General features: G+C 66.5%; 16 protein-coding genes. 8 read left to right on the top strand and 8 right to left on the bottom strand.

All coding sequences use genetic code 11. The features are described from left to right. Positions 1-23 precede the first annotated feature (23 nt). The 6 genes from GGQ62_RS08425 to GGQ62_RS08400 all read right to left on the bottom strand — a co-directional run bounded on the left by GGQ62_RS08425 (position 24) and on the right by GGQ62_RS08400 (position 5,024). Positions 24-1,271 (bottom strand): dicarboxylate/amino acid:cation symporter, encoded by a 1,248-nt coding sequence (locus GGQ62_RS08425; protein ID WP_152578491.1) that lies wholly within the window; start codon positions 1,269-1,271, stop codon positions 24-26. Then, on the bottom strand, positions 1,268-1,900 hold the full coding sequence (locus GGQ62_RS08420) for a DUF502 domain-containing protein (protein ID WP_152578490.1): 633 nt from the start codon (positions 1,898-1,900) through the stop codon (positions 1,268-1,270). The genes GGQ62_RS08425 and GGQ62_RS08420 overlap by 4 nt, the downstream gene beginning before the upstream one ends. Positions 1,901-1,910: 10 nt before the next feature. Beyond that, on the bottom strand, positions 1,911-2,978 hold the full coding sequence (leuB, locus tag GGQ62_RS08415; protein WP_167649539.1) for a 3-isopropylmalate dehydrogenase: 1,068 nt from the start codon (positions 2,976-2,978) through the stop codon (positions 1,911-1,913). A gap of 77 nt (positions 2,979-3,055) precedes the next feature. Then, positions 3,056-3,355 carry a UrcA family protein gene (locus tag GGQ62_RS08410; protein WP_167649538.1) on the bottom strand — a complete coding sequence of 100 codons (300 nt, stop codon included), beginning with the start codon at positions 3,353-3,355 and terminating at the stop codon, positions 3,056-3,058. Between the two features lie 142 nt (positions 3,356-3,497). Continuing rightward, positions 3,498-4,085 (bottom strand): 3-isopropylmalate dehydratase small subunit, encoded by a 588-nt coding sequence (gene leuD, locus GGQ62_RS08405; protein ID WP_152578487.1) that lies wholly within the window; start codon positions 4,083-4,085, stop codon positions 3,498-3,500. Positions 4,086-4,118: 33 nt separating this feature from the next. Beyond that, positions 4,119-5,024, bottom strand: coding sequence for an MBL fold metallo-hydrolase (locus GGQ62_RS08400; protein ID WP_152578486.1), 906 nt, complete (start codon positions 5,022-5,024; stop codon positions 4,119-4,121). Between the two features lie 102 nt (positions 5,025-5,126). Between GGQ62_RS08400 and polA the strand changes: the two genes are divergently transcribed. The 4 genes from polA to GGQ62_RS08380 all read left to right on the top strand — a co-directional run bounded on the left by polA (position 5,127) and on the right by GGQ62_RS08380 (position 10,850). After that, positions 5,127-7,883, top strand: a complete 2,757-nt coding sequence (gene polA / locus GGQ62_RS08395) for a DNA polymerase I (RefSeq protein ID WP_152578485.1) — start codon at positions 5,127-5,129, stop codon at positions 7,881-7,883. After that, entirely contained in the window at positions 7,880-8,956 is a 1,077-nt protein-coding gene (locus tag GGQ62_RS08390; RefSeq protein ID WP_152578484.1) for an AI-2E family transporter, read from the top strand. The genes polA and GGQ62_RS08390 overlap by 4 nt, the downstream gene beginning before the upstream one ends. 77 nt (positions 8,957-9,033) lie before the next feature. Continuing rightward, entirely contained in the window at positions 9,034-9,645 is a 612-nt protein-coding gene (locus GGQ62_RS08385; protein ID WP_152578483.1) for a Dps family protein, read from the top strand. A 65-nt stretch (positions 9,646-9,710) separates the two neighbouring features. After that, positions 9,711-10,850 (top strand): glycosyltransferase family 2 protein, encoded by a 1,140-nt coding sequence (locus GGQ62_RS08380; protein WP_152578482.1) that lies wholly within the window; start codon positions 9,711-9,713, stop codon positions 10,848-10,850. Here GGQ62_RS08380 and GGQ62_RS08375 read toward each other — a convergent pair. Together GGQ62_RS08375 and GGQ62_RS08370 are read right to left on the bottom strand one after the other, a co-directional pair. Continuing rightward, positions 10,795-11,376 carry an SAM-dependent methyltransferase gene (locus GGQ62_RS08375; protein WP_152578481.1) on the bottom strand — a complete coding sequence of 194 codons (582 nt, stop codon included), beginning with the start codon at positions 11,374-11,376 and terminating at the stop codon, positions 10,795-10,797. The two genes, GGQ62_RS08380 and GGQ62_RS08375, sit on opposite strands and share 56 nt — an antisense overlap. Position 11,377: 1 nt before the next feature. Continuing rightward, positions 11,378-12,505 (bottom strand): acyl-CoA dehydrogenase family protein, encoded by a 1,128-nt coding sequence (locus GGQ62_RS08370; RefSeq protein ID WP_167649537.1) that lies wholly within the window; start codon positions 12,503-12,505, stop codon positions 11,378-11,380. A gap of 5 nt (positions 12,506-12,510) precedes the next feature. Here GGQ62_RS08370 and GGQ62_RS08365 point away from each other — a divergent pair, with 5 nt between their 5' ends. From GGQ62_RS08365 to GGQ62_RS08350, 4 genes are all read left to right on the top strand, one after another. Further along, the gene (locus tag GGQ62_RS08365) at positions 12,511-13,251 is read left to right on the top strand and encodes a PIG-L deacetylase family protein (RefSeq protein WP_152578479.1); all 741 of its coding nucleotides are present in this window, start codon (positions 12,511-12,513) and stop codon (positions 13,249-13,251) included. 89 nt (positions 13,252-13,340) lie between these two features. Further along, on the top strand, positions 13,341-14,567 hold the full coding sequence (locus GGQ62_RS16365; RefSeq protein WP_194163391.1) for a glycosyltransferase family protein: 1,227 nt from the start codon (positions 13,341-13,343) through the stop codon (positions 14,565-14,567). After that, a complete protein-coding gene (gene glf, locus GGQ62_RS16360; RefSeq protein ID WP_152578478.1) occupies positions 14,560-15,720 on the top strand; it encodes a UDP-galactopyranose mutase in 1,161 nt (386 codons plus the stop codon). The genes GGQ62_RS16365 and glf overlap by 8 nt, the downstream gene beginning before the upstream one ends. Further along, complete coding sequence (locus GGQ62_RS08350) at positions 15,717-16,868, top strand: beta-glucosidase (protein WP_152578477.1); 1,152 nt, start codon at positions 15,717-15,719, stop codon at positions 16,866-16,868. The genes glf and GGQ62_RS08350 overlap by 4 nt, the downstream gene beginning before the upstream one ends. The last annotated feature ends 60 nt before the right edge of the window (positions 16,869-16,928 follow it).

Below are 16,928 nucleotides of genomic sequence, written 5' to 3'. Positions count from 1 at the left end.
ACTCTCCTGGAAGGCACAGGCGCTTAGACCGGAGCGGGGGCGCTTTCAAGTTTCAGGCGTTTCGACAGGATCGACGTGACGGCAAGATCGGCAGTGACATTGCCCAGTGTGCGGAAGATGTCGGGCAGCAGCTCGACCGCGAGCAGCAACGGCAGCGCCGCCACCGGCACCCCCATCGCGTTGGCGATCGGCACCGTGGCAGCCAGAAAGGTGATCGATCCGGGCAGGCCGCCGGTGCTGACCGCTGCCGCCAGTGCAGCGATCACCCCCGCCGCCAGCGCCAGGGGGCCGGGTGCTATGCCGTTGAGATGCCCGACATACAGGACCACGGCGATGTTGGCGCACGGTGAAGTGATGCGGAAGATCGACACCGCCAGCGGCAGCACCACCCGCGACACACTTTCGGGCAGCGCCAGCCTTTCGGCGCCTTCGTAGATCGCGGGCAGCGCCGCGATCGACGATTGCGTGCTGACCGCCACCGCCTGTGCCGGCAGCACCGCGCGGGCAAAGCGCCCCATGCCGGCAATGCCGCCGCCGCCGAACAGCGCCATCAGTCCGTAGACCAGCAGGATCAGCGTCACCTGCACGAGCACCAGCACGGCGACATAATGGGCGAGCACACCGAAAGCGCCGATGCCGGCCTTCAGCCCCACCGTCAGCGCCAGCGCGAAAACGCCGATCGGCGCCGCGACGAAGATCCAGCCGACCAGCACGAGCATGGCATCCTTCAGCGCGTCGAAAAAGGCCAGCAGCGGCGCCTGCTGGCGGGCCGGCAGCTGGCCGGCGGCAAGCGCGAACGCCGCCACGAACACCACCACCGGCAGCATGTCGCCGGCGGCCAGCACCTTGAAGACATTGGCCGGTACCAGCGACAGCAGCCAGTCGCCGACGTTGATCGGCCCCGCCGCCACGGCCCCCGGGGCGGCGCCGGTGAGCGCGGCCGCAGCCTGGAGCGGCGCCGGCCAATATTCCAGCAGCGCCGGCACGAACAGGATCGCCCAGGTGGCGCTGAACAGCAGCAGCACCAGAAAACTGAACAGTGCTGCGGCTGCGACCTTGCCGCCGCCGGCGGTGCCGATCGATTCGGCAATGCCGGTGAACAACAGCCCGGCGATAAGCGGGATGATCGTCATCTGCAACGCTTGCAGCCACAAATTGCCCAGCGGTTCGGCGATCGCCAGCACCGCGTCGCTGCCGCCGACATCGGGAAGCACCGCCCCCACCGCCAGCCCGGCGACAAGAGCGAGAAAGATCTTCGCGGTCAGGTTCATGCAGCGACCAGCCCGGCGGGGGCGACGGTGCCCATCGAGACATAGAATTTGGCCAGGTCATCGACTCCGATCCCGGGGACGGCGCGCACGCGCGACACCTCCACGAAGATCATGGCGCCGCCGACCGGCACCGGCGCCGTTGGGCAGACGACGAGGTGACGCGGACCTTCCCCGAGATCAAAGACCTGCGGAGTCGCCAGCAGGCCGAGCACCTCGGTATCGGTACCGAAGCGCACCGCGACGACGCGCATGCCCTGCAGTTCGCCACCAGGAGCGCCGCCGATCATCCGGATGATCTGCGCCAGCGGGCGATAGAAGCCGCCGAGCACCGGCACCCGGCCGAGCAAGCCATCGAGGCCGCCTTCCAGCCGTGCCCGCCATTGCGTCTGGACCAGAAGCCCGATCCCCCAGACGATCAGCGCGGCGATGCCCAGCCCGGCCCAGAAGGCCAGGAAACGGCTTTTCGTCACCAGCATGCCGCCGCTCGCCAGCACGCCGCCGATCACAGTTCCCGGGCCGAGCGCGGCGGTGACATAGCCGGCCACCCATTGCAGCAGGATCACCGTCAGGAACACCGGCGCCAGGAAGACCATCCCGGTGACGAATGGCCCGGCGATCCGGCGCATCATCGGCGCGGTTTCATGTCAGTTGCGCCAGGATCGCGTCGCCCATCTGCGCCGTGGTCAGGTTGCCACCCAGGTCGGCGGTGCGGGCGCCGGCGTTCAGCGCGGCTTCCACCGCTGCCTCGACGCGGGCCGCCAATTCCGGTTCGCCCAGGCTGTGGCGCAGCGCCATCGCCAGGCTGAGGATCGACGCGCAGGGGTTGGCGACGCCGCGGCCGGCGATATCGGGCGCCGAGCCGTGGATCGGTTCGTACAGCCCCGGCATTCCGGCGGCACCGATCGCCGCCGATGGCAACATGCCGAGCGAGCCGGTCAGCATGGCCGCTTCGTCGGAAAGCATGTCGCCGAACAGATTGTCGGTCAGAATGACGTCGAACTGCTTGGGGTTCTTGACCAGCTGCATCGCCATATTGTCGGCGAGCATGTGGGTCAGCGTGATATCGGGATATTCGGCATCGCGCAGTGCCTCGACGACCTGGCGCCAGAGCAGCCCGGCTTCCATGACGTTCGACTTTTCGGCCGAAACCACCTCGCCCTTGCGGCCGCGCGCCAGTTCAAAGGCGGTGCGGGCGACGCGCTCGATCTCGCTCGTGGTGTAGACATGGGTGTTGACGCCGCGCTTCTCGCCATTGGCGAGTGTTTCGATACCGCGCGGTTCGCCGAAATAGACGCCGCCGGTCAGTTCGCGGACGAACAGGATGTCGAGGCCTTCGACATGGATGCGTTTCAGCGTCGAGGCGTCGGCGAGTGCTGCGAAGCAGATGGCGGGGCGCAGATTGGCATAGACGTTCATGCCGGACCGCAGCGCCAGCAGCCCGGCTTCGGGGCGCTTGTCATAGGGCTGGCCCGCCCATTGCGGGCCGCCGACTGCGCCCATCAGCACGGCGTCTGCCGCCTTGGCCGCGGCCAATGTTTCGTCGGTCAGCGGCACCCCATCGGCATCGATGGCGACGCCGCCGAACCGCGCTTCGGTGATGGAGAGGTCGAGGCCCTGGCTGATCAGCCGGCCGGCAACGCGGCGCGCGACGGCAGTGACTTCGGGGCCGATGCCGTCACCGGGCAGGAGCAGGAGGGTCTGGGTCATCCCCAAGGCTTAAAGGGGATTCGCAGCGATGCCAACGCCCCCCGGCCACGATGCCGTGGCCGGGTCAGGCGTTCGGCTCAGCGACCGACGAGCGCTGATTGGCGCGTGGCCAGTGCGGCCTGACGGTCGCCGGTGGCGCGCGCCACGGCTTCGGCACGGCATTCATCGGCGGCACGGCGCTGCCAGACGGGGCCGATTGAGCCGACACCGCAGAGCTGGCGGGCAGCACGGTCGATGCGGCGGTCGAGTTCGGCGATGCCCGCGGGGCGGTTGAGGTCGAGATCGGCAACGCGGACGCTGCGGGTTTCGACAGTCGCAGCCTGGGCGGCAACGGGTGCCACGACGGCAAACAGGGTGGCGATGATCAAATGGCGCATGGGTTTCTCCATGGCGGGTGCATTCCCGCGCTGGCGTTCGTTTAGCAGCGCCCGATGAACAAGAATTGAGCCAAGGATGACATTTGCGTGAAATGTACCGTTCTGGCACGCATGGCAGGCCTGCGCCTGGCGCATGGCTGGCTCAGGCAGCGGCAATCCAGGGCCGGTCGGCAACCAGCCGCGCTTCATAAGCCGCGATATCGCTGTCCATCGCCACCGTCAGGCCGATCTCGTCGAGCCCGTTGATCAGGCAATGCTTGCGAAACGGATCGATCGGAAAGGCGAAGCGGTCCTGGAACGGCGTCGTGACAACCTGGTTCTCGAGGTCGACCGTGATCGGTTCGCTGGCGGCAATCGCCATCAGCCGGTCGATCTGGTCCTGCGGCAACACCACCAGCAACATGCCGTTCTTGAAGGCGTTGCCCGAAAAGATATCGGCGAACGACGGCGCGATGACGACGCGGATGCCCATGTCGGCCAAGGCCCAGGGCGCATGTTCGCGGCTCGACCCGCAGCCGAAATTGTCGCCGGCGATAAGGATCGGCGCGCCACTGTTGCGCGGCGCATCGAAGATATTGTCCGGATCCTGCCGGATGACGAAGAACGCCGATTTGCCGAGGCCGGTGCGGGTGATCGTCTTCAGGAACCGTGCCGGAATGATGACATCGGTATCGACATTCTCGGCGCCGAACGGGATGGCGGTGCCGGTCAGGGTGGTGAATGCGTCCATGGCCCCGTCTATGCGCGCGCAGTGGCCGAATTGCTACTGCGGCAACCCCGGCTGCCATTTGAAGCCGCTGCCGGCGCGCACGACACGGCCGACACCGGGATAGGGGAAGTGCGGCGAAAACACCGGCTCGCGACTGTCGGCGAGCCGGCCGAGCACTGTGGCGCGGTTGGCGGCACCGACCGCTGCATCCTTGTCATAGCCCATGACCCAGTCCGGCCGGGCCAGCGAGACGATATAGCTGTGGGCCGAATCGCCGATCGCCATGAGGCGGGCCTTGCCCGACACAATTTCATAGCCGCTGTGGCCGGCGGTGTGGCCGTGCAGATCGACCGCGGTGATGCCCGGCAACAATTTGGCGCCGGGGGTGAAGGGTTTGACCTTGGTGCCGATCGCGGCGACGAGCTTGGCGTTGTTCGGCTGGCTCTTGATCGCGTCCCATTCCGGCGCGCTGAGGTGGACGACGGCGTTGGCAAAGGCCGGCTTGCCATCGGGTCCGACGAGGCCGCCGACATGGTCGCCATGGCCATGGGTGATCATGATGTCGGTGACGGCGTCGGCGCGCGTGCCGGCTTTCTCCAGGCTGGCGAGGAGCGTGCCGCGCGGCATGCCGTAGCCGGTGTCGATCAGCGCGACATGCCCGGGCAGGCGAATGAGCAGCGCGTTGACCGACAGTTCGATCTGGCCCTGGGTGGCGCCGGCGGCAACGAGCACCTTGTCGACTTCGGCGATTCCGGCATCGACGCCGAAGACCTTGGCATCATTGGGGGCAATGTTGCCGGCGTCGCGCAGTGAACTGAGCTGATAGGCGCCGATCCTGAAGTCCGTGGCTTCGGGCTGGACGGTTACCGGACCGACCTGGGCGAAGGCCGGGGCATCAAGGGCCGGGGCAACAAGGGCCGGGGCTGCGAGGGCGAGGGCGAACAGAGCGGGGATGCGCATGGTGACGGCTCCGTGAAAGGACAGCGCGTTATTCCGCGCCGCTGCCGACAACACAAGCCCGCGCTCGCCGCCGCCCCGAAGCCCTGCTAAGAACCGGCACACATGAGCAAGCAACATCTCTATCTTGTCGACGGCTCCGGCTATATCTTCCGCGCCTACCACCGGCTGCCGCCGCTGACCGACCCTGCCGGCACGCCGGTCGGTGCCGTCTACGGCTTTACCGCGATGCTGTGGAAGCTGATCACAGAGCTCGCCAACGCCGAGGCGCCGACGCATCTGGCGGTCATCTTCGACGCCGGCAGCCACACGTTCCGCAACGACATGTATGCGCAATACAAGGCGCACCGGCCGCCGCCGCCCGAAGACCTGGTGCCGCAGTTCCCGCTGATCCGCGATGCGGTGCGGGCGTTCAGCGTGCCGTGCATCGAGCAGGAAGGCGTCGAAGCCGATGACATCATCGCCAGTTATGCGCTGGCGGCGCTGAAGGCCGATTACAACGTCACCATCGTCAGTTCCGACAAGGACCTGATGCAGCTGATCCAGCCGGGCCTCGATTGCCTCGACACGATGAAGAACCAGCGCATCGACCGCGCCGAGGTCATCGAGAAATTCGGCGTGCCGCCCGAACAGGTCGGCGAGGTGCTGGCACTGATGGGCGACACCGCCGACAATGTGCCCGGCGTGCGCGGCGTCGGGCCCAAGACAGCGGCCGAGCTGATCGTCGCCTATGGCAGTGTCGAAGGCGTCATCGCTAATATCGACGCGATCAAGAAGCCCAAGCTGCGCGAGACGCTCGCCGCGTCGATCGCCGACGCGCGGCTGTCGCGCGAACTGGTGCGGTTGAAGGACGATATTCCGCTCGCCGAGCCGCTCGACACGCTGACGCTGCGCCACCCTCCGCACGAACCGCTTGCCAAATTCCTCGCCAAACATGGCTTTCGCGCGCTGTTGTCGAAGCTGGGCCGCGAAGTCGAAGCCGCACACGCCGCCCCGGTCAAGCCGACCGATGTGGCGGAAAAGCCCTTCGTCCACGCCGATTATGAGACCATCACCAGCCTCGATCGGCTCGACTGGTGGATCGCCGAAGCGACGCGGCGCGGCGCCGTGGCCGTCGACACCGAAACCACCGGCGTCGACCAGTGCCGTGCCGACCTGCTGGGCATCAGCCTGGGGCTGGCGCCGGGGCTCGCCTGCTACATCCCGCTCGGCCATCGGTCGGGGGAGGGGCTGCTGATGGAGAAAGTCCCGCAGCTTGCCGAGGCCGATGTCATCGCCCGGCTCAACACGTTGTTCGCCGACCCCGGCGTGCTCAAGATCGCGCAGAATCTCAAATACGACATGATCGTCCTGCGCCGCCACGGCGTGCCGGTGCTGGCGCCGTTCGATGACACGATGATCCTGTCCTATGCGCTCGATGCCGGCCGCTGGAACCATGGCCTCGACGATCTTAGCACCCGCCACCTCGGCCACACGCCGATTGCGTTCAAGGACGTGACCGGCGGTGCCAAGGGGAAATGGGATTTTGCCCAGGTCGATCTGCGCAAGGCGACCGATTATGCCGCCGAAGACGCCGATGTCACCATCCGTCTCCACGCCAGGTTCCGCGACCGGCTGTGGCGCGAGCAGGTGACGACGATCTACGAAAATGTTGATCGCCCGCTGATTCCGGTTGTCGCCGCCATGGAGATGACCGGCATCCGTGTCGATCGGGCTGCGCTCGTCGGCCTGTCGGCGGCGTATGAAGCCGAAATTGCGCGGCTGGAGGGCGAAATTCACACCCTCGCCGGCCACGCGTTCAGCATCGGCAGCCCCAAGCAGCTGGGCGAAGTGCTGTTCGAACGGCTGGGCCACAAGTCCGGCAAGAAAAGCAGCAAGACGGGGGCGTGGGCAACCGATGTCACCGAGCTGGAACGCCTGTCCGCCGACGGCGTTGAAATCGCCGGCAAGGTGCTCGAATGGCGACAGAATTCGAAGCTGAAGTCGACCTATACCGATGCCCTGCAGGCGCAGATCAACCCGGCCACCGACCGCGTCCACACCAACTATGCGCTCGCTGCCACGTCGACGGGCCGGTTGTCGTCGAACGACCCCAATCTGCAGAACATTCCGATCCGCACCGAGCTTGGCCGCCGTATCCGCCATGCCTTTGTCGCGGCGCCGGGCCATGTGCTTATGGCCGCCGACTATAACCAGATCGAGTTGCGGCTGGTCGCGCACATCGCCGATGTGCCCGAATTGAAGGCGGTCTATTCCGAAGGCGGCGACGTCCACGCCCTGACGGCGCAGGAGGTGTTCGGCGAGGTCACACGCGACACCCGCGCCCGCGCCAAGACGATCAACTTCTCGATCATCTACGGCATTTCGGCGTTCGGCCTTGCGCAGCGGCTGGGCATCGATCGCGGCGAGGCGGCACGCTACATCGACCTGTATTTCAGCCGCTTCCCGGGCATCCGGAACTATATGGCGGAAACCATCGCGGCAGCGAAGGAGCAGGGGTTCGTCACCACCCTGTTCGGCCGCAAGGCGCATGTGCCGCTGATCTTTTCCAAGAACATGGGCGAACGCCAGTTCGCCGAACGCGCCGCGGTCAACGCCCGGGTGCAGGGCACCGCCGCCGACATCATCAAGCGCGCGATGGTGCAAATGCCCGGCGCGCTGTCAGCAGCCGGCCTCGAATCGACGCGCATGCTGCTCCAGGTCCACGACGAACTGGTGCTGGAGGTCCCCGAGGGCGATGTGGATGCGGTCACCGATGTCGTGCGCGCGGTCATGGCCAATGCCCACCGGCCGCTGATTGAACTTTCGGTGCCGCTCGGTGTTGAGATCGGCTCCGGAACCAGCTGGGGCGACGCGCATTGACGACCGACGAGCAAGACATCGCGCCGCAGGCCGGCACGGTGAACAACCGCGTGGGCCACGGTCCCCAGGCCGATGACCGTGCCAGCGGCCGGCTGTTCCGCCGCACCATGGTCGTCCTTGCCGCCATCGCCACCGGGCTGGTGTCGTGGCTGCTGCTGCAACTGATCCTGCTGCTCTTCGCCAGCATGCTGGTCGGCGTCATGCTTTATGACTTCGCCCGGGCGCTGATGCGCTGGACGCGGCTGCCCTTTTACGGCGCGCTGACGCTCGCCGTCATCCTGCCGCTGATCACCCTGATCATCGTTTTCGGGTTGTTCGGATCGATCATGTACGACCAGTTCGCCAGTCTGGCGGCGGATTTCCCGCGGCAGCTCAAGTCGGCGACGGAGTGGCTGCAATCCTCGGGGCCGGGGCGCGAGGCGATCAAGCTGGCCAACAGCTATGCCCCCAAGATGGAATCGATCTTCGGCTTTGCCCAATATGCGTTGCTCAACATCGGCTCGGCCGCGTCGGGGCTGGCGATCATCCTTGTCGCCGGCGTCTATCTGGCGGCGCAACCGGCGCTGTACGTCGATGGCCTTGTTGCGATGATGACGCCGGCGCGCGAAATCCAGGTGCGCCGGGCGCTCGATGCGTCGCACGGCGCGCTGACGGCCTGGCTGAAGGGCCAGGCAATCGGCATGGCCTTTGTTGCGCTGGGAACCAGCATCGGCTTGTCGGTCATCGGCATGCCGTCTGGATTGGCCCTCGGGCTCGTCGCCGGGCTGTGCGAATTCGTGCCCTATCTGGGGGTCATTCTGGTCAGCGTGCCCGCGATCATCATCGGTTTCGGCATCGATGCGCAGACCGGATGGCTGACGGTCGCGGTGCTGGTCGTCGTCCAGCAGCTGCAGGGCAATGTCGTGCAGCCGCTCGCCCAGCGCCGGCTGTCGGATCTGCCGCCGGCGCTGACGATCTTCAGCCTGATCGGGTTCGGCATGTTGTGCGGCCCGATGGGCGTCGTGCTTGCGGTGCCGCTGACTGTCGTCGCCCTTGCGCTGGTGAAAGGCAGTCAGCCCGCCGGACGGATGTGATTTCGCGCGCGTTACAGGAACCCCGCGCCGCCGCCCGCGTTGGACGCCCGAACGAACATAGTCTCCGGAGACCAACAATGAAGAACCCGACCAAGTCCAAGGGCGTCGACGCCAAGGGCACCGAACCCAAGAATCTTGAAGCCAAGCCGGTGGCTGCCAAGGGCGCACAGGCACCGGGCGCTGCGCCGACCACCGTCGTCGGACGCGGTGCCACTGATCAGGAAGCGCTTTCGACCAGCATCGACGCCGATGGGCGCAACGCCGTAGCCGACGCGCTCAAGGTCGCGCTGGCCGACAGCTATGCGATGTATGTGAAGACGCTCGGCGTCCACTGGAACGTCACGGGGCCAAGCTTTTTCGGCCTGCACACGCTGACCGACGCCCAGTACAAGGAACTGCACACGGCGGCCGATGTCATTGCCGAGCGTATTCGTGCGCTGGGTCATGTCGCGCCGGCAAGCTTTTCGGAATTCCGCGCCGCTTCGTGCGTCGATGTCGAAACGCCGCACAAGTCGACGCCGGAAATGCTCAAGGAGCTGGTCGCCGACAACGAGGCCGTGGCACGCCGGATGCTCGAGGCGAGCAATATCGCCGAGGACAATGACGACAAGTTCACCGAGGACATGCTGATCGCCCGTATCGGCGTCCATGAAGAGAACGCCTGGATGCTGCGCGCCAGCCTGGGCTAATCCAACGTCGGCGAACCTCGCCCTGGTATCCTGACCGGTGCCGGGGCGGGTGTCGACCCCCAGCCATGTGGCTTGCTCCTCCCGATCCGGTGCCGCCTTTCGACGGCATCCCGCAGCGTTTTCACGTGGCGCTCGCAATCCCGGCCCGCAACGAGGCGGCTTCAATCGCGACCGCGTTGACGGCGCTCGACACCGCGGCAGCCAGTGCTGCGGATTGGATCGCATCGCTTCGCGTCGTGGTGTCCGCCAACAATTGTGGCGATGAAACGGCCGAAGTCGCGGCCGGCTACCGTCCGCGCAATTTTACACTTTTCGTCGAATCGGTCGATCTGCCCTTGGCCGTCGCCCATGCCGGGGGCGCCCGACGCGCGGCGCTCGACCGCGCCGCGCGCTTCCTGCCGCAGGACGGCGTCCTCGCCACAACCGACGCCGACAGCGCCGTCGCCCCCGACTGGCTGGCGGCGATGCTGGGCGAATTTGCACGCGGCGTCGATGCCGTCGCAGGGGCCATCACCCTCGATCCCCAGGAACGGGCGAGGCTGCCACGGTTGCCGGGCCGCGACGCCGAGTGGCACTATGCGGGGCTTCTGGCGCAACTCGAGGATCTGATCGATCCATGCCCGCACGATCCGGCGCCGCGCCATATCTGGGCCTGGGGTGCCAATTTCGCCGTGACGCGCCGTGCCTATGACCTTGTCGGCGGGTTGCCGCTTGTGCCGCTGGCCGAGGATCGGGCGCTTGCCGAGCAGCTGTCGCGGCACGATTTCAAGCTCCGGCGGAGCACTGCGCCGCTTGTCTACACATCGGCGCGCGTCGATGGCCGCGCTCCGGGCGGCTTTGCCGACTTGATCCGCGGCTTTGCCGATGACAGCAACCAGCCGTGCGATGCGGCGCTCGAGCCGATTGCGGTGTTCGTTCGCCGTGTCTGCTGGCGCGCGCGGCTTCGCGCCATCTACGAAAACAATGGCAGCCACGCCGTGACGGCCGCCGCTCGACCGCTGATCGGCGCTGCCATCCTGCCGCCGTGCCGTTATTTCGGCATGTTATGGGCGGAAATCGAGCAGGCGGCACCGCAACTGCGGCGGCAGCGGCTCTATCCGGCGCAGCTGGCGGGCGAAATCGCTGCGGCGCAGGAGTGGGTCGACAGGCTCAGGCGATCCGCAGTCGATCCAGCCGATACTCGGCTTCGCGCCGCTGGAAGGTAATCACGGCCCGTTCGCCGAGCGCATTCAGAAAGGCCGTCACGGCCTCGTCGCCGTTTAGGGGATAGTCGGGCGTCGGGCCCAGCCAGTGGACGAGCATGATGTCGGCCCCGGACCCCGCCATCGCCAGGACGGCGTCTGCCATGGCCGCCACGGTCGGCCGGTCGAAATAATACAGCACTTCCGATAGCAGGATGAGGTCGAAGGGCCCCGCCGGGTGCTCGGCGGGCATATAGGCCTGAACGAACCGCACATGGGTGAGCGCAGCGCAGCGCTGCCGCGCCTGAACCAGCGCCGCTTCGGCGACGTCGATGCCGAGCACCGCGTCGCACCGTGCCGCCAGCCGTTCGGTCAGCACGCCGATCGAACAGCCGACCTCGATCGCCGACCGGTAGCGGGCCCGTGGCAGGGCGCGCAGGGTCGCTGCATATTTGGCGTCTTCATAGGCGCTGGTTTCGAACCGCCAGGGATCGGCGTCGGCGGCATAGAGCCGGTCGAAGTAACCGGCGTCGAGCGATGTGGCGGCCATGTCAGCATGCCTCCTTGGCGAGCAGGTGAAGCGCGTAGCTGTCGCGCGATACATCGAGAAAAGGCTGTCGCAGATAGGTTTCCAGGTCGCGCAACACCCGGTCGATGGGGTTGGGCGCCACAAAGCTCGACAGCCCGACATTGCGGCGCGTGGCGGCGATGATGCCGAGCGCCAGGCGCTCGAACGCCGTCCGTGCCATGTTGACGTAGTTTTCGGCATCGGCCGGCGCGGCGCTCCGGTCTTCGGCGTGCGCGGCTGCCGCCACGACCAGCAGCCGCGCCAGTTCGGCGTCGGCGGCGGCGTCGGCGAAGCGACTGCGCAACACCGGTTCACGCTCCCGCCCCGACCGGCGCAGGAACGCCGCGTGCAGCTTGATCACCCGCTGCAGCGCGCCCAGCTGCACGGCCAGCACGCGCCATGCACCGGCGGCAAAGGCCGGCGCCTGATAATAGGTGCCTTCGCTGCCGAGCACGGCATCGTCGGGCACGACGACCGCGCGGAAGGCGACCGAGCCGGTCATGCTGCCATGCATGCCGGCAGCGCGCCACGCCGAAAGGTCGACGGTGACCCCCGGCGTCGTCATGTCGGGTACCAGCATCAGCGGCGGCGCTCCGGCTTCACGCGCAGCGGTAACGACCGGCCGTCGGATCGTGCCGGCGCCCGAGCAGTAGATTTTCTGGCCGTCGATCTGCCAGCCATTGTCGCAGCGCGACAGGCGCAGCCCGGCTTGCGGCTCGGCGTTCCACACACCCGACAATCGGCCGGCGCGCGCTTCGGCTGCCAGCTCGGCCAGAATTGCTTCGCCGCCGTGGCGCGTTGCGAGAATGATGGCGTTGACATGGCCTTCGTACAATCGGCCGACCGCCTGGCTGGCGTTGCCCAGCATCGTCAGCACGTCGCGCAATACCGCAATGCTGTCCTCGCGCGACCCCAAGGCCGACCCGCCCATGTGGACCGGGAACGGCGCGATCAGCAGCCCCGCGTCGGCGAGCAGTGCGACACTGTCATGCGGAAAACCGCCGATGGCATCGGTCCGTTCGTCCTGCACGAAAATGGCATCGGCACAGCGCGCCATGGCGGCGACCGGATCGAAGGCGGGAACCGGCAGGATCGGTTGAGGATTGGTCATGGACAATGAACACATGTCCCGTGCCGGCGTTCCGCCGCCTCCTGCTGTCGCGTCGGTTTGCCGTGCGGCTTGCCGCCGGCGCGTCGGTGGTCATCCTTGCGCCCCATCCGGACGACGAAACGCTCGGCTGCGGGCTGCTGATCGCACGGCTGGTACGTGCCGGCGTGCCGGTTACCGTCGTCGCGCTGTCGGACGGCGATGCCTCGCACCCCGGGTCGCGGCGATGGCCGCCGGCGGACCTGGCGCGGCTGCGGCGCAGCGAATTGCGCCGGGCGCTGCACCGTCTCGGCGCCGGTGCCGCAAGGCTGCGCTTCATGGGATGGCCCGATGGCGCGGTGGCGGCATCGGCGCGGCCGGCGCGGCTTGCCGCTGTCTGTCATGCTGCGAGGGCGGGACTGGTGCTGGCGACGTCGCCCGATGACCACCACCCCGACCACAAGGCCTGTTTCGCAGTGGGCGCAGCGGTCGCACGGCGGCTTGCCATGCCCCTGGTGACCTATGCCGTCTGGTCGCGGCTTGCCGATCCCGGACAGGCGCGTGATTTCGACCGGCATCGCGGCGCCAAGACCTGGGCGATGGCGGCGCATCGCAGCCAGGTGTCAGACTATATCGCCGACGCCCCCGACGGATTTCGGCTGTCGTCGCGCGCTTTGCGCCAGTTCATCCGGCAACCCGAACGCTATCGTCCGGCGGCGTGCATTGTCCGCCGCACGCATGGTCCGCTCGGCGCAACCGGCGGAACCTGAATGAAGGATTAGCGTTATCTCTGTCACCGCCCGGCAGACGCGCAGGATGATCTCCGCGACCCTGATGCCCGGCCGAGGGAATGATTGACATGCACAAGATGATGACGTCGTTCGACCTGCCGACCGGTGGTAACACCGCGCCCCGCCCACTGCTGCTGGTGTTGTCGCATCTGCGGTGGGATTTCGTCTTTCAGCGCCCGCAGCATCTGCTCACCCGTGCCGCGCGATCCTGCGATGTCTTCTTCCTCGAAGAGCCGATTTTCGAAGGCGAGATCCTGTCGCAGCGCGCGTTCACGCGAGAAAACGGCGTGACCGTCGTCCAGCCGCTGGTGCCAAACGGCACGCCTGAAGACAAAGTCACCGGTCACCTCGGCGACCTTGCCGAAAGCATCGCCGATGCCGCCACCGGCCGCCCGGTCTATCTCTGGTATTATACCCCCATGGCCTATGCTTTCGGGTCTCGGGTCGATGCCGATGTCGTCATCTTCGACAAGATGGACGAGCTTTCGGCCTTCGATTTTGCTTCGCCGCAGCTGCGTGCCCTTGAAGCCGAGCTGCTCGGTCAGGCCGATGTCGTGTTCACCGGCGGCGCCTCGCTGCAGCGTGCGGCGGCGCATCGCCACGGCAATATCCATTGCTTTCCGTCCAGCATCGACGTTGCGCACTTCGGCAGCGCCCGGGGCGGGTTCCCCGACCCTGACGATCAGGCCGATATCGCCCATCCCCGCGTCGGCTTCTTCGGCGTCATCGATGAACGGCTCGACCTTTCGCTTATCGCCGAAATGGCAGCGCTGCGTCCCCATTGGCAGTTCGTCATGGTCGGCCCGGTGGTGAAGATCGACCCGGCAAGCCTGCCGCAGGCGGCCAATATTCATTGGCTCGGCGGCAAGAGCTATGCCGACCTGCCGCGCTATCTCGCGCATTGGGACCTGGGTTTCATGCCTTTTGCGCGCAATGCCGCCACACGGTTCATCTCGCCGACCAAGACGCCGGAATTCCTGGCCGCCGGCGTCCGCTTGTTGTCGACGCCGATCGACGATGTCGTCGACCCCTATGGCACGCTGGGCCTGGTCGAGATCGCCGCGACGGCGGAGGCACTGGTGGCCGCAGGCGACCGGGCGCTGGCGGGTGCGTCCGATCCCGCTGCCGAGAGCGCGCGGCTGGCGGAGGTCGACGCATTCCTGGCCGGCAGTTCCTGGGACCGTACCTGGGCCGACATGTACGCCCATATCCGCCGCGCCGCCGCGCCGGTGCGCATCAGCGACTATATCGTCGATCGCGCCACCGTGACCCTTCAGGAGGCCGCAAATGTTTGATTGGATGATCGTTGGCGCGGGCTTTGCGGGTTCGGTGCTTGCCGAACGGCTGGCCTCGCAGCGCGGCGACACCGTCCTGGTTGTCGATCGCCGCAACCATATCGGTGGCAACGCCTTCGACCGCTACAATGAGCACGGCCTGTTGGTGCACCAATATGGTCCCCACATCTTCCACACCAATGCCCAGCGCATCTTCGATCATCTGTCGCAGTTCACCGAATGGCGCCCCTATGAACACCGCGTGCTGGCCTCGGTCGATGGCATGCTCGTGCCGATCCCGATCAACCTCGACACCGTCAATCGCCTCTATGGGCTCAGTCTGACCAGCGAGGAACTGCCTGCGTGGTTCGCGGCGCGCGCCGAACCGGTCGAAGTCATCAAGACGTCCGAAGACGTTGTCGTGTCGGTCGTCGGTCGCGAACTCTACGAAAAATTCTTCCAGGGCTATACGCGCAAGCAATGGGGTCTTGACCCGTCGCAGCTCGACAAGTCGATCACCGCGCGCGTTCCGGTGCGGACCGACCGCGACGACCGCTATTTTACCGACACGCACCAGTTCATGCCGCGCGACGGCTATACCCGCATGTTCGAGCGCATGCTTGCCCACCCCAATATCTCGGTCATGACCAGTACCGATTATCGCAGCATCCGTGATTTCGTCCCGCATCGCCGTGTGATCTACACAGGCCCGATCGACGAATATTTCGATCATCGCTATGGCAAGCTTCCGTATCGCTCGCTGCAGTTCGCGCATGAAACGCACGACGTCGAACAGATGCTGCCGACCGGCACGGTCAACTATCCGCAGACCGAGGATTACACCCGCGTCAGCGAATACAAGCACATGACCGGACAGGTCCACCCGAAGACTGCCATCACCTATGAATATCCATCGGCCGACGGCGACCCCTATTATCCGATCCTGCGCCCCGAAAACGCGGCCTTGTACAAACAGTATGAAGCGCTGGCGCAGGCGACTCCGGATGTCTGGTTCGTCGGGCGGCTGGCGACCTATCGCTATTACAATATGGACCAGGTGACGGGTCAGGCGCTCGCGACGTTCGAGCGTATCGAAGCGCAGGTGCCGCGCAGCGGCGTCGGCGATCCGGTCAACGACGTCGCCGTTTCCGACGCGGTCGCGAGTGCCGCGTGAGATCGACCGGCCTGCTCGCCAGTGATCTGCTGGGCGGCTTCGAATGTGCATCCCAGAAACGCCGGGACGGGATCAGGCTCGATATCCAGGCATCGACCGGCCATGACCGACACGCGCTGGCGGATTACAGGCTGCTGCAATCGCACGGGATGATGGCGTGCCGCGACGGTTTGCGGTGGCACCGGATCGAAGCGCGCCCGCGTCGCTATGACTGGTCCGAAGTCATCCCGATGCTGGCAGCGGCCGAAGCCAGCGGCATGCAGGTGATCTGGGACCTGCTGCATTATGGCCTGCCCAACGGCCTCGACATCTGGTCGCGGGACTTTGTCGAACGCTTCGCCGCATTTGCCGGCGCTGCAGCGCAGATCGTCAAGGACAATAGCAGCCGGGTGCCATGGTACACGCCGATCAACGAAATCAGCTTCTGGTCGTGGTGCGGCGGTGATACCGGCGGCATCAACCCGTTCATGCGCGGCCGCGGGCCGGCGCTGAAGTTGCAGCTTGTCCGCGCCGCGATTGCCGCCACTGCCGCCATTCGCACCGTCGACCCCCGCGCTCGCATCGCTTGCGCCGAACCGCTTATCCACATCCTGCCCAATGCCCCGACCGAGGTCGCCATTGTGCGCGCGCGCCAACATAATGCGGCGCAATTCGAAGCCATCGACATGCTGCTCGGGAAACAGGCGCCGGAACTTGGCGGCGACGCCGGGATGATCGACCTGATCGGCCTCAACTTCTATTACAACAACCAGTGGATCGACGAGGGCCGGACCGTCTTTCTTGGCGACTGGCTATACCGCCCGCTCGCCGACCTTCTTGTCGACGCCGCGGCGCGATACGAACACCCGCTGTATATCGCCGAAACCGGAACCGAGGGCGTGTTCCGACCGGACTGGCTGCGGCATATCTGCGACCAGGTCCGCGATGCGCGCGGCCGCGGCATCGCCGTGGAAGGCATCTGCCTGTATCCGGTGCTCAGCCACCTCGGCTGGGACGACAGTCGGCTCTGCCAGAATGGACTGTTCGACGCCCATGCGCCCGACGCGCCGCGCACCCCGTTTGTGCCCTTGGCTGCCGAAGTGCGCGCCCAGGCGGCGCGCTTTGCGGCGGAGGTGCCGGCGGCAGCTGGCGTGATCGCCCCGGAATAAATTTTTGCGACACGTCGGTCGGCGGCTCCCAAGTTCGGCGACGCGCGTTACCGGATCAAG

The sequence above is a fragment of the Polymorphobacter fuscus genome, from assembly GCF_011927825.1.
GTDB classification, from domain to species: Bacteria; Pseudomonadota; Alphaproteobacteria; order Sphingomonadales; family Sphingomonadaceae; genus Sandarakinorhabdus; species Sandarakinorhabdus fusca.
This window is presented reverse-complemented; position numbering and strand designations above follow the sequence as displayed.